Consider the following 12,935-nt stretch of genomic DNA (forward strand, 5'->3'; position numbering starts at 1 on the left):
AAACGAGGAAATGAAAAAATATGTTTTAGGAGGTGTATGGCTTTGGAGGAGATGAAGGACCGGGAGCGGGAGAGTAGTCAAATGAATAACGAGCTTTTGCTTGAAGCGCTTAAAACGGAAAATCTAGAACAGTTTCGTACGGAGTTCCTTGAAATGCATCCGTATGATCAGGCTCAATTTTATACAAGCTTGTCAGATGAAATCAGATCCGTCGTTTACACATATTTGTCACCGGAAGAAATGGCGGATCTTTTTGAAAATATAGAAATAGATGAAGAGGATTACGAAAGCCTGTTGGCTGAAATGAATCCTTCTTACGCAGCCGATATGCTTTCCCATATGTATGCAGATGATGCGGCTGACGTCCTGAATGAAATCAATGATGAGCAGGCCGTCAGCTATTTGACCATCATGGATGATGAAGCGGCAAGTGAAATCCAGGAGCTTCTGAACTATGAGGAATCTACGGCAGGAAGTATCATGACGACAGAGTTCATTGCCATTGAAGCAAACGAAACGGCTCGATCAGCCATGCAGATCTTAAAAAGGGAAGCTCCGGAAGCGGAAACGATATATTATGTGTTCGTTACCGATCAGGATAAGAAGCTGCTTGGTGTTTTATCGCTCAGGACATTGATCATAGCTGATGAAGATGCTTTAATCGGTGATTTAATGGATGACAGGGTAGTTTCCGTACCTGTATCTGAAGACCAGGAAGAGGTGGCACGAAAAATAAGGGACTATAACTTCCTTGCCGTGCCGGTAGTCGATTTCCAAAACCATTTGTTAGGGATTATTACGGTTGATGATATCATTGATGTCATGGATGAAGAAGCATCCGATGATTATTCTAAATTGGCAGGTATATCTGATCTTGATCATGTTGATAAGAGTCCATTTTCTGCTGCAAAAAAACGGCTGCCATGGTTGGTCATCCTCTTGTTTTTAGGCCTGCTGACTGCTAGTTTGATCGGCCGATTCGAAGAGACACTAAGCCAAAAAGCGATTCTGGCTGTATTTATTCCATTGATTGGCGGCATGGCTGGAAATACGGGAACACAAGCATTGGCAGTAGCGGTCAGAGGAATCGCAACAGGTGAATTAGAACAGGAAAGCAAGTGGAAACTAGTCCTTCGAGAGGCTGGAACTGGCCTTATTATTGGCCTGACTTGCGGAATTGCCATCATTTTTATCGTTTATTTTTGGCAAAATGATTTAATGCTAGGATTATTAGTCGGTATTTCGATTTTCATAACATTAATCGTTGCCACACTTGCCGGTTCAATTGTCCCGCTTCTCATGCATAAAATGAAAATCGACCCAGCAGTAGCTTCAGGTCCTTTCATTACAACTATCAACGATCTTATCAGTATTCTTATTTATTTTGGATTAGCAACATTATTAATGGGCTATTTACAATAAGTCAAAGAAGGTCCTCTTGGAGGGTTATTGCCAGAGGACTTTAGAAAACGGTGTTTTTATCAAAGGAATTTTGATATACTGTCATTAGTAGCAGGTACTAATAACTTGTATTAAAAAATAGGAGGTCACTTACGATGACTTTTTCATTAGAGGGAAAAACGTTTGTCATAATGGGTGTAGCGAATAAAAGAAGTATTGCATGGGGAGTTGCCCGTTCCTTACATAAAGCAGGTGCAAAGCTGATATTCACTTACGGAAAAGACCGTACGGAAAAAAGTGTTAGGGAACTATCTTCTACATTGGAAGGGGAGCCTTCCACCATTTTACAATGTGATGTAACGAAGGATGAAAGCATTGAAAAATGTTTTGCGACGATTAAGGAAGAAACAGGTATCATTCATGGCGTGGCACACAGCATCGCATTTGCTAACAAGGAAGAGCTGGACGGTGAGTTCGTCAATACGAGCCGTGAAGGGTTCTTGCTTGCCCATAATATCAGTTCATTCTCTTTAACGGCTGTATCTAAAGCGGCGAAGGAAATCATGCCGGAGGGTGGCAGCATTGTCACAATGACGTATCTTGGCGGTGAACGGGTCATGCCAAATTATAATGTAATGGGAGTGGCTAAGGCTTCACTTGAAGCCAATGTCCGTTACCTCTCAAGTGATCTTGGCAAAGATAACATTCGAGTGAATGCAATTTCAGCAGGACCAATCCGTACCTTATCCGCTAAAGGTGTTCGTGACTTCAATACAATTTTAAAGAAGATTGAGGAAGAAGCACCGCTCCGTCGTACAACGACTCCGGAAGAAGTAGGGGATACGGCAGTATTTTTATTAAGTGACATGTCCCGCGGAATTACCGGGGAAAATATCCATGTGGATTCTGGTTACCATATAATTGGATGACAGTAAAGGAGGGGGCCGATATCGGTCCCCTTTTTTATTGTCCACTCTGTATATCTTGAATTGCTACATCCTCATTTGAAATCTTTCTGATTTATTCATTTTCAAATGTTTTAGTTTTCTCAGCTAATACCCAACATACTTAAGATTGGTTGATGTCCTTTTTTGGGGGAATGGCACATCCCCAGCATAAAGAAGGGTGAATCTCATATAAATGATACATAGCGCTGATATTCATTGTTTGCGAGAATCGGCAATAACCTGCTTTCAACCCTATTCGTGAAAAAGAAGGAGGGGCATCATGGACGTGAAGAAAGTTGGTCTGCCTTGTGCTGTTGGAAAACAAACCATACACAATACGCTGAAGAGACAAATTAATTTGAATGAAAAAAATATCAGCACTTCATATACCGCCGAGGAATTGGTGGAGCTATTATCCCGACTTCCAGCCTTTGCACCTAAGCCTGTATGTAAGTTCATCATCAATGACCGTACACTATTCGGGAAATTGGAACAAAAAAAAGAATCAAGTTTATTCATAAGGCATAAATTTGGGAAAAAAGTTGTCCAATACCAGATGGAACAGCTGCAGTCTGTGGATATTCTGAAATATTAAGGAGGGTTTTCATGTCAGAGAAAAATGGCGATAAGGAATCCAAACCCCTTTTATATGTCGATCAAGCAAAAATATCAGATCTGCGTGGGAATATGCAAAGTGATTTTAGAACGAAAAAAGGTACACCTCAAGACAGCGTTGAGCCGGAACTTCAGGAAGACGAGGAAAAAGAAGAAAAAATTGAAAAAGTCAAACGCGAATTTGGTGTTTATGATGCCATGAAGGAAATTGAAAAAGAGATTTCGGGATTAAGGAAAATCACCGGACAATATGTCCCTGAGCAAACTCCGGTTGAACAAATGGAACATCCTGAACAAATAGAACAGAAAAACGAAAAGCCAGTTAAGAGAAAAAGGAAAAAGGTGGAGAAGAAAGAATCTTCCCGGGACATCATTTCCCGCCTATCCAATCATCAAGGTTTTCCAAAGCCATTATGTGAGGCTGTTATTAACGGAGAAACGCTTCAGTTTTATGTGTTGGGAATGAAGGGGGAATCAGTGAAGATTAAAAGAGGGAACCATATTCGTTTCGTGGGTCTGCCGGATATTATCGATGCCAAAATAATTGAAGAATCCAAGTGAAGGAGCAATATTAGATGTTTCTCCCGCAAAATGAATTTACCTTATTTATTATATTAGGCTTGGCTTCCTTCAGGCTGACCCGCTTGATCGTTTTCGATAAAATCATGGAGCCGTTGCGCCGCCCCTTTTTTAAAGAGATAGAGGAAAAAAATGAAGAAGGAGAAGTGGAAATATTTTTAATGCCCAAGGAAAAGGGCCTGCTTGGCTGGTTTGGACAATTGCTAAGCTGTTTTTGGTGCGTGGGTGTCTGGGTCAGTCTTTTTCTGGTTTTTCTTTATATCCAATATTGGTTTATAGGCGACGTACTGATATTAATTCTTGCCGTAGCAGCAGTAGGAGCGATTATTGAGGTCATAATCAGCAAAATTATGGACAATTGATTGGAAACAACTTGTCTCTTCGTTCATATAATATGGTATAGATCTTAAAGGAGGAGTCATAAATTGAATCAGAAACAGAATCCATGGGCTTATGCCAAACCGATCAAAAAAGATCAGCCGGTCAAAATCAAAAAAGACTGTGGTTGTAATAATAACAATAAAAATAAAGGCTATTGAGTAAAAAAACCTTTCCACTTCGGAAAGGTTTTTTATTTCCTAATCCTACCATTCATAAAAATACAGTTAAACAAGAAAATAACAATAGAACGATAAATTAGGATGTGATTCAATGTTCAGACAAGGAAGGTATTTTAAGGGCAGCTTGCTGGTTTTTATAGTTGTTTTGTGTGTGCTTTCTGCATGCAGCAATAAGAATGATGGAAAAACGGAGAATTTAGCAATGATTAAACGTACGAATCCTGAACCGATGGATATCATTAATGGAATGGATGAGAAGGATGAAAAGGGACTGATCTCAAAGGTCAAGGAAACAGTTGCTAACGAAGACACGATCTATGATGTGATAGTCGTGAAAAACGAAAAAAAGATTATCGTCGCTTATAAAGTTAAGCATTTACAACGCTTTCATATGAAGAAAATTGAAAAGGCTGTTACTGAAAATCTGGAAGAGAAGTTTCCCAAAAATGATTTTATCGTATCAAGCGATTATAAAATCTTTTTGGAATCTGTAAGATTGAATGAGTTACTCAAGGAAAAAGATGTACCTGAGAAAAAGGCAAGGAAGAAGTTCAAGGAAATTGAAGAACTTCAAAAAGAATTAATTTAGAAGAGAGGTTCAGCACTATGAGCGGCAAGGAGAAAACGACCCCTGTGCAGGATGCGTATCAAGAGCTCCAAGGGAAGCATGAAATTAAAAGACCAATAGTGAAGAATTGTTTGAAAGCCTTTTTAGTAGGTGGCATTTTCTGCATAGTGGGACAAGCTATTTCCTACTTCTATATTTACTTTTTCAACTTTACGGAACAGACAGCCGGTGGTCCGACAACTGCTACCATGGTGTTCCTGGCTCTTTTGATGACCGGTTTCGGATTTTACGACCGCATTGGCCAGTTTGGTGGGGCAGGAAGTGCCGTCCCTGTTACAGGATTCGGAAACGCAGTCATTTCGGCAGCAATCGAACATCGGACGGAAGGTTTTGTACTTGGTGTTGGATCCAATATGTTTAAATTGGCCGGATCGGTCATTTTATTTGGAGTATTTTCAGCCTTTGTCGTGGCATTGATAAAAACGATTTATCAAATGATTGGGGGCTAAGCGGTGTTAAAGGGAAAACAATCATGGATGTTCACCAATAAGCCGGTCATCTTGGAAACAGGGGTAACAGGCGGGCCATTTGAAGCAAATGGAGAAATCGCGGGTGATTTCGATATTCTATACGACGATTTGTGGATGGAGCAGGATTCATATGAGAAGGCTCATCGACATTTGATTGAAAAAGCGGTTGAGCTTGCATTGGAAAAAGGTAAGATCGACAAGGAACAGGTACAATTTTTCTTGGCTGGTGATTTAATCAATCAGGTTACACCTACAAGTTTTGCAGCCAGAACTAATGGAATTCCATATTTCGGCTTGTTTGGAGCCTGTTCCACATCAATGGAAGGGCTTGCTCTAGCTGCCTTCATCACTAATTATGGCGGGGCTGACTATGTGTTGACAGGCGCCTCGAGCCACAATGCAGCTGTTGAAAAACAATTTCGCTATCCAACTGAATATGGAGGGCAAAAACCACCTACAGCTCAATGGACGATAACAGGAGCAGGGGTGGCGCTGGTTGCTCCTAATGGAAGCAAGCAAGGGGAATTTCCCCATATTGTCTCAGCCACTATCGGAAAGGTCATTGACATGGGATTGAAAGATCCTTTCAATATGGGGGGAGCGATGGCCCCGGCGGCCGTCGATACGATACTTGCCCATTTCAAAGATACTGGTTTGACCCCGGATGATTATGATTTCATCATTACCGGTGATTTAGGTCAAATTGGGAGGGAGACAGCGATTGACTTATTAAAGCAAAAGGGCTGTGACATCAATCAGGAAAAATTCAAGGATTGCGGATTGATGATTTTTAAAAAGGATCAGCCTGTTTTGGCTGGCGGGAGCGGTGCGGGATGTTCGGCAGTGGTTTTATACGGTCATATACTAAATGAAATGATTTCTGGTAAATATAAAAAAATCCTGCTTGTCGCAACAGGAGCATTATTGTCACCACTTTCGGTCCAGCAAAAAGATACGATTCCGTGCATTGCCCATGCGGTAGCCATTGAATATGGGATGAATTCATGAAAAAGGAGAGATTTCGATGTTAGCAATGTTTTTTTGGGCCTTTGTCATCGGTGGCTTGATCTGTGTAGTCGGCCAGCTTCTTTTTGATGTTGCTAAGCTGACACCAGCACATACGCTAAGCTTGTTCGTTGTAATAGGAGCTGTCCTTGGCGGATTTGATTTATATGAGCCACTTGTTGACTTTGCCGGTGCTGGAGCAACCATACCGATCGTTTCGTTTGGGAACTCGCTAGTGAACGGGGCGATGATGGAATCGGAAAAGCATGGTCTGGTTGGCGTACTGACTGGTATGTTTGAAATTACAAGTTCCGGTATCTCTGCAGCAATCATCTTTGGATTCATCGGAGCTTTGGTTTTCAGACCAAAAGGATAAAATAAGCTAATTAGGCAGCCTGGACTAGGACATGGCCTATACATATTTGTCCAGACCTACATATGTTATCAGTAAGCTTTAGCGAGAGCGAGGTGATATATATGTTTGGTTATGGTGGCTACGGTTGTTGTGTCAGCGGTTATGGATACGGCGGCGGTTATGGCGGAGGCTGCGGTGGCGGCGGTTCTACTTTCGCGATAATCGTTGTATTATTTATCCTATTGATCATTGTAGGGGCTTCTTTCTGCTAAGGTAAATGGAATAGGCAGAAGAAGCCTATTCCATTTATTTTTTTATTTGTATGGGCCTAGCACCATTTTTCTGATAATGCCATAGGATAGGTACAGAAAAGGGAGGGGCTTAGGTATGGATAATAACTTTTTTAAAAACATAGAAGGTAAAACGGGCGTAAATATGAAAGATGTATTAGAATTGGCAAACTCGCTGCAAGGGGCCAATTTCAAAGATGAAACAACAGTTAGGAACGTCATAAAGCGCGTATCAAAAATAGCGAACAAACCGGTCAATAAGGAAACGGAAGATAAAATCGTCCATTCCATCGTAGCAGAAGGGAATAAATTGGATTTCGGGACTATTTCCAATATGATAAATAAAAAGTGACAAAAAGGCCTGCTATCATGCAGGCCTTTTTATTTTATCAAAGCTTCAGGAAACGTGATGGATGGGCGGTCCGTCCGCGTCTAGTTTGCAGGATGGAAAGGTAAAGATCTCTTTTAGCCCTGGTTGCCGCTACATAGAGCAATCGTCTTTCCTCTTCAAGAGGGGATAGTTCCCCTTTTCGGTAAGATTCAAGTGCGAAATCATGAGGAATGCTGCCATCGACAGCAGCAAGAACATAAACGGTTTGATACTCAAGCCCTTTGGAACGGTGTATGGTTGTAAGCTGTATCGCATCCTTAAAATGTTTAGACAGCTGTTTTATCTCTTGGACCATGGCAGTCATATGGTCGACATGTTCAAGGAAAGCAGCGACTGTAGGAAAACGATTTGCTGCCACCTTTAGGTCGCGGATGTCATCGGAACCTTTTTCAAGGTTCGCTTCATTTCCGCGTTTTTTTACATATTCCTGGTATCCTAAATCTTTCTCGATGATTTCTAAAGCTACGAGCGGCGACATAATTTTTAATGAGCGGATCTGCCCTGGGATCGTTTTTAGTTTTCGTTCTTGAAAAGCATGTCCCGTCTTAACAAAAGCAAATGCATCAATAAAATCACAGTCCTGGAGGATTGTCTGTGCTTTTAACTCCTGTAATATACTTTGTTTTAAAAATAAGGCGGAAAGGACATCGGATGCTGCCTTGCTATCATGGGGAAATAAACTCAAGCGCATAAAGGCAAGCATGCCGCGAATGACCCTGCGCTGATAAAACGAATCCGCATCCTTTTCAATGACGAATGGCAGGTTGGAAGCGGCTAGCCGTTCAAAAATGGCCCTGGACATCGTGTGTGTCCTGTACAATACTGCAAAGTCCCCAGGGTTTGCTCCCTTGGATATTTTCTCTTGGATATCGGATACGATCATCGTTGCTTCCAATTCTTCATCATAAGGATAAAATAAAACAGGGGGATTTCCTGAATCATGCTGTGCCCTCATCTTTTTCTCCATCCGGTTCTGGTTGCGCTTGATCAATCTGTTCGCTGTAGCGACAATTTCATGGGAAGAGCGGTAATTCTCCGTCAGCTTCACAACTTGGGATTGAGGGAAATCATGATTGAAATTCAAAATATACTTCGGATCGCTTCCCCGGAATGAATAGATGGATTGATCATCATCTCCAACTGCACATACATTTTTTGATTCAGCAGAGAGGAGTTTTATCAGTTCATATTGAACTTTATTGATATCCTGAAACTCATCTACCAAAAAATAGTTAAACCTTTGCTGATATTTCTTTAAGAAATCCGGGTGATTTTTTAAAAATACATAACAGCCTACAAGCATATCATCGAAATCATACTTCCCTGTTTGCTGTTTATATTCTTCATATTTCTTATATAAAAATAAACACGATTTCTCCCAATCGTCCTTAGGGTGAATATCTTCTGGAAAGGCCAATGAGTTTTTCCAAAGCCCAATTTGTTGAAGGGCTTGGTCATATGCAAATTCCTTATCATCAAGTTCCATTTCCCTGCCAGCCTGTTTCAATATCTTTTCTTTTTCCCACTCCCACTTCAATAGGAAATCGCGCTGCCATTTGGTTGGTTCATGGAAAATCAGGATTTTATAAAAGATGCTATGAAAGGTCCCGCTAACGATTTGAGAAACAAGGGAAGGAGTCATATAGGGATAGCCGAGCAGACGCTGCTGCATTTCCTTTGCGGATTTCGCCGTAAATGTTACAAGCATGATGCTTTTTGGATCAATCTTTTTCACTGTAAGCATATAGGCAGTACGTACCGTCAATACGCGGGTTTTACCGCTGCCTGCTCCTGATAGGACGAGAATGGGACCATCGATAGTCATTACCGCCTTGAGTTGCTCTGCATCGAGAACTACCCCTGATGAGGATAATTCTTGAAAGTATGGTTCCTCAGATGGTGCCTGGCCATATGGTTTATCTGAATATTTCGGATTGCCGGTTATGGGCCGGCTTTTAAGGAAAGGTTCTGTAATGGTTTTTGTTTCAGTAATGGTTCGTGATGTAGGAATCCTAAATCCATTCTGTTCCATATATTCTAATGGCTTGTCCTCATTTATTGGTTCTGAAATTGGCATTTCACAGGGTCCCTGCGATGGGTCACTATGATAAAAATATGGTGTCTCATGGATTCCAATAAATAATTTCACTGGTTTATGACAAATGATACAAGAAAGCTGATCACGTTTTCCTTTTTCAAAAAGTGTCTGCAGCTCACCAGCTGAAACGGTATGTAAATGTACGATTTCATTGCCAGATTTTGCTTGATTCATATAAATGGATACCTCTAATCTATTAAAAATATCGGCAATACTCATCATACCAGAAGATTAGAAAAAAAGAATGCGGAAATCATGTTTAAATATTGTTCTGGATGGGTAATTAACTGGCAACACACATATTTAAATATAAGGATGGGTTACTATGGGATACATAGCACCTGTCACACAATTTGATTATATTCAATATGCCAACCGGACGGCCGAAGCTGCAGAGAAAGTAAGAATTGTTATAGGTACGACACCCATTCAACCTATCCGTTTTGATCAGGTGTTGGTTAGGGAAAGGGGATGCGTTGAAGGATTATATCAAAATCAAGATAATGATCGAGTAAGTACATATGGAGCAGGCACATATAAATATCAACGGGGCATGAGGGGCAGTGAAGAATTAATGGCTGAAATGACAGGAAAAGGCGGCCTTTTCAACGAAATTGTCTAGATATGCCATGAAAAACAAAAGAGGACACGTGAAGTGTCCTTTTTGTGTTGATTTCTTAGAGAATGTCAATTTCCACGATTAGAGCTAACAATAGTTGCAACAATAGTTGGATGTTAAGAGCGATTTGTGCATCAGTTGTTGTAATGTCGATATCACGGCTGTTTTCAACAATTGTTTTTTGGCGCGTGATTTGTTTAACATTTGAAGATTGGATTAATTCTTGAGTGATCTTTTCAGCATTATCAGCATCTGCGATGGAAATGCTTACGATGACCGCAATTGCAGCCTGGAGAGCAGCTTGTAGAGAAAGGGCCGCTTTAACATCCGTTGAAGTGATATTTACATTACAAGAATCTTTAATGTAAATAAGTTCTTCGGAAAGCTGAAGTTGATTATTATCCTGTTTTGCCTCTTGGTCAATTCGTGTGTCATCGTCGTTACAGAATCCTGACAGGGGATGTCTGGAAGCGGAATCCAGAGCCGACCATGATCTTTCAGAATCATCTGTGTTACAGTTGCTACGATATACATTTTGGTTCATGTTGTTTTTTCCTCCTTAGGTTTTATTCCCTATTAAAATATGCTTTGATGGGTAATCGGGTTGGACGAATAAATCAGTTAATTCGTCTATTTTTTAAATACTTAGATAAAGTATTAGTGTGTGGGGGATGAATAATAAAGAAGCTGGAGCTTTAGGAATGAAATGTAAGTGCTGCTATGTCTTGTTTTACTTATTTCTCGCCAGCAAGTAAGGTTTAATTAGGTGATATGGTGCATCATTTTTTTTTGGAATCCGTGAATTTGTTGTGAATGGAATTTGTAACTGGATTAACATCATGTTCCGTGATGTTCTTTTCTTGGTTTATGATTTTTTGTGATTGCTCTTGTAAATAGCGAATGGTTTCTTTAAGGTTGTTTCTCTCTTTTTCAGTTAAATCGACATTTTCCTTTTTGAAACCATGTTTTCTCATAGTCCTTGAAACCAACAGTTCCATCAGTCTTTTTTGAGACTCCTCCAGGTTAAATTCATTGTTACCCATAAAATTTTCCCTCCTTCTTGCTTTCTATATATAGACTATGTATTTTTGCGGAGATTGCCATTGAACGGAAATGGTTTTTTTATAAAACGATAATTTAAGTTCATGAACAAACAAAAAAAGCTGTCCAATCAGAAGACTGAAAGGACAGCTTTTTTATATCATAAAATGGTTTTCTTCATAGTTTTATGAGGAATGCCAGCATCCATGAATTCGTCGGAAACGATCTCATACCCTAATTTCGAATAAAAAGGGATCGCATGTACCTGGGAATCAAGCTTCAATTGAAGAACTTCTTGCTGGATTGCGTATTCCTCAATAGCATTCATGATCATGGCACCGGCACCATTTTTACGGCCCGATGATAGTACACAAATGCGCTGGACTTTACCGATGTTGTCGATGACCCTGAAGCGGCCGGCACCGATTGGCTGTTGCTGCTCATCATATAAAACGAAATGTGTAGACTCTTCTTCATATTCATCGATCTCTTCTTCAAGAGGGACGTTTTGTTCTTGGACAAACACTTTTTTTCTAATCATATAAGCATTTTCAAGCTCTTGGCTGTTCTCTGCGATCTTTACAAACACGAAATCATTCAGCTCCTAATCTAAATGTTTCATAAACGGTCCATGCCCCGTCTTCAAGTTGATACAGCAAGTGAACTCGTTTCACTTCTTCTTCATGGCTAATGTCAAGCATGCTTAGTTGGCCTAAAACATCAGAATGCTCATTATCGGATAAATCTTGAGCGATGGTAATATGAGGGACAAATGCATGTTCACTTTCACTTTTGATGAAGTCCTCATTGTTAAGTGCATCATGCAGCTCTTGAAGCCCTTCGGATAATTCCACTTTGAAATAAATAGTATTGCTTACGGGTTGGAAAGACTTCGTTTTCGTTACGCTCAACGTAAAAGGCCTGCACTTTTGAGCTATGCCTTTTAATTGTTCCGCGATTGTTGAAATTTCCATATCCGTCGCTTCGAACGTTGGTTTAAGCGTCAGATGCGGTGGTATGAAAGCATATTTCGTATCATACCGTTTGCGATAGGAGTTAGCTAAATCTTGAAGTTTTTTTGAAGGGAAAATTGCAACACCATATTTCATAAATAAAACCTCCTGATATTTTTTATTGTTGTATTATAGTTGGACATGTTATTTCAAGAAACCATCTCAAAGAGATGATTTCGAGTAAATTAGAACATTTCCAATAGTGCTCGTTTTAAATCTGCCTGCCAGTATTTCCAGGTATGATTACCTTCAAATTCTTCATAGAAGCAAGGAAATCCTTTTTGGTTTATTAATTTATGCAATTCCCTATTGGGTTCTATGAAGTTTGCCTTGTTGCCATCCGTAGTTGGAACATCTGTTTCACCAGTCCCAATCACATGGTAAAGTTCGAGGAGATGCGGATCCTCAAAATTTCGTACAGCATCCATTACTGCTTCATTGGCAAGTGGAGACTGCATGATGCATTTCCCGAATGTATGCGGATACTTTAGAGCGGCCAATAAAGAAACTGTACCGCCAAGAGAGTCACCGATCAAAGTTCGACCATGTCCCATTTGATAGGTTGGGAATTCATCATCTAAAAACTGGACAAGTTCATGGGCAAGAAAACGTATGTATGCAATGTGCTGTTCCCCGTCCGGATGATATTTGCTCCTGCGGTCAAAGCGGTCTTTATAGGGAACGCCGACAATGATGATATTCTCGATCTCATCGTTCCCTAACAGTTCATCTGCTACCCGACCAATTCGGCCCATTTGAAAATAATCACGGCCATCCTGAGCAATCACAAGCGAATATTTATACAATGGCGAAAAATTTGCAGGCAAGTAAACAAGTAGTTCCAATTCTTCTGCTAAAGCTTCGCTTTTAAACATGTACTCTTTAATTGTGCCTTTGCGTAAACTCATTCTTCCGCACCTCGA

At 40.4% G+C, this 12,935-nt stretch carries 18 protein-coding genes; 12 read left to right on the top strand and 6 right to left on the bottom strand.

The annotated features are described in order from the left end of the window. The first annotated feature begins 51 nt into the window (after positions 1-51). The 11 genes from mgtE (at position 52) to NYE63_RS06940 (ending at position 7,202) form a co-directional block, all read left to right on the top strand. Positions 52-1,422, top strand: coding sequence for a magnesium transporter (mgtE, locus tag NYE63_RS06890; RefSeq protein WP_342605698.1), 1,371 nt, complete (start codon positions 52-54; stop codon positions 1,420-1,422). A 134-nt stretch (positions 1,423-1,556) separates the two neighbouring features. Then, entirely contained in the window at positions 1,557-2,330 is a 774-nt protein-coding gene (fabI, locus tag NYE63_RS06895; RefSeq protein ID WP_342604588.1) for an enoyl-ACP reductase FabI, read from the top strand. 298 nt (positions 2,331-2,628) lie between these two features. Then, positions 2,629-2,943 (top strand): hypothetical protein, encoded by a 315-nt coding sequence (locus NYE63_RS06900; RefSeq protein WP_342604589.1) that lies wholly within the window; start codon positions 2,629-2,631, stop codon positions 2,941-2,943. Between the two features lie 11 nt (positions 2,944-2,954). Continuing rightward, positions 2,955-3,524, top strand: a complete 570-nt coding sequence (locus NYE63_RS06905) for a hypothetical protein (protein ID WP_342604590.1) — start codon at positions 2,955-2,957, stop codon at positions 3,522-3,524. Between the two features lie 14 nt (positions 3,525-3,538). After that, entirely contained in the window at positions 3,539-3,904 is a 366-nt protein-coding gene (locus NYE63_RS06910) for a DUF1360 domain-containing protein (RefSeq protein ID WP_342604591.1), read from the top strand. A 289-nt stretch (positions 3,905-4,193) separates the two neighbouring features. After that, positions 4,194-4,691, top strand: coding sequence for a YhcN/YlaJ family sporulation lipoprotein (locus NYE63_RS06915; RefSeq protein WP_342604592.1), 498 nt, complete (start codon positions 4,194-4,196; stop codon positions 4,689-4,691). A 17-nt stretch (positions 4,692-4,708) separates the two neighbouring features. Further along, positions 4,709-5,179, top strand: coding sequence for a stage V sporulation protein AC (spoVAC, locus tag NYE63_RS06920; protein ID WP_063232163.1), 471 nt, complete (start codon positions 4,709-4,711; stop codon positions 5,177-5,179). 3 nt (positions 5,180-5,182) lie between these two features. Beyond that, complete coding sequence (spoVAD, locus tag NYE63_RS06925; protein WP_063232162.1) at positions 5,183-6,208, top strand: stage V sporulation protein AD; 1,026 nt, start codon at positions 5,183-5,185, stop codon at positions 6,206-6,208. Between the two features lie 16 nt (positions 6,209-6,224). Continuing rightward, complete coding sequence (spoVAE, locus tag NYE63_RS06930; protein ID WP_057278904.1) at positions 6,225-6,581, top strand: stage V sporulation protein AE; 357 nt, start codon at positions 6,225-6,227, stop codon at positions 6,579-6,581. 101 nt (positions 6,582-6,682) lie between these two features. Next, entirely contained in the window at positions 6,683-6,832 is a 150-nt protein-coding gene (locus NYE63_RS06935; protein WP_342604593.1) for a YjcZ family sporulation protein, read from the top strand. A 115-nt stretch (positions 6,833-6,947) separates the two neighbouring features. Further along, complete coding sequence (locus NYE63_RS06940; RefSeq protein WP_034314458.1) at positions 6,948-7,202, top strand: stage VI sporulation protein F; 255 nt, start codon at positions 6,948-6,950, stop codon at positions 7,200-7,202. A 37-nt stretch (positions 7,203-7,239) separates the two neighbouring features. Here the strand turns inward: NYE63_RS06940 and NYE63_RS06945 are convergent, their stop codons facing one another. Beyond that, positions 7,240-9,513, bottom strand: coding sequence for an ATP-dependent helicase (locus NYE63_RS06945; protein ID WP_342604594.1), 2,274 nt, complete (start codon positions 9,511-9,513; stop codon positions 7,240-7,242). A gap of 151 nt (positions 9,514-9,664) precedes the next feature. On the opposite strand from NYE63_RS06945, the gene NYE63_RS06950 reads away from it, so the two are divergent. Beyond that, positions 9,665-9,961 (top strand): hypothetical protein, encoded by a 297-nt coding sequence (locus tag NYE63_RS06950; protein WP_342604595.1) that lies wholly within the window; start codon positions 9,665-9,667, stop codon positions 9,959-9,961. Between the two features lie 55 nt (positions 9,962-10,016). Here the strand turns inward: NYE63_RS06950 and NYE63_RS06955 are convergent, their stop codons facing one another. The 5 genes from NYE63_RS06955 to NYE63_RS06975 form a co-directional block, all read right to left on the bottom strand. Continuing rightward, a complete protein-coding gene (locus NYE63_RS06955; RefSeq protein ID WP_342604596.1) occupies positions 10,017-10,502 on the bottom strand; it encodes a spore coat protein in 486 nt (161 codons plus the stop codon). A gap of 235 nt (positions 10,503-10,737) precedes the next feature. Continuing rightward, positions 10,738-11,001: a hypothetical protein gene (locus NYE63_RS06960; protein ID WP_063232158.1), complete on the bottom strand. Its 264-nt coding sequence runs from the start codon at positions 10,999-11,001 to the stop codon at positions 10,738-10,740. 158 nt (positions 11,002-11,159) lie between these two features. Next, positions 11,160-11,588 carry a GNAT family N-acetyltransferase gene (locus tag NYE63_RS06965; protein WP_063232157.1) on the bottom strand — a complete coding sequence of 143 codons (429 nt, stop codon included), beginning with the start codon at positions 11,586-11,588 and terminating at the stop codon, positions 11,160-11,162. A gap of 4 nt (positions 11,589-11,592) precedes the next feature. Continuing rightward, a complete protein-coding gene (locus NYE63_RS06970; protein WP_063232156.1) occupies positions 11,593-12,108 on the bottom strand; it encodes a YjcG family protein in 516 nt (171 codons plus the stop codon). A gap of 89 nt (positions 12,109-12,197) precedes the next feature. Next, positions 12,198-12,920 carry an alpha/beta hydrolase-fold protein gene (locus NYE63_RS06975; protein WP_342604597.1) on the bottom strand — a complete coding sequence of 241 codons (723 nt, stop codon included), beginning with the start codon at positions 12,918-12,920 and terminating at the stop codon, positions 12,198-12,200. Positions 12,921-12,935 lie beyond the last annotated feature (15 nt).

It is taken from the genome of Peribacillus sp. FSL E2-0159, from assembly GCF_038643155.1.
GTDB classification, from domain to species: domain Bacteria; phylum Bacillota; class Bacilli; order Bacillales; family DSM-1321; genus Peribacillus; species Peribacillus simplex.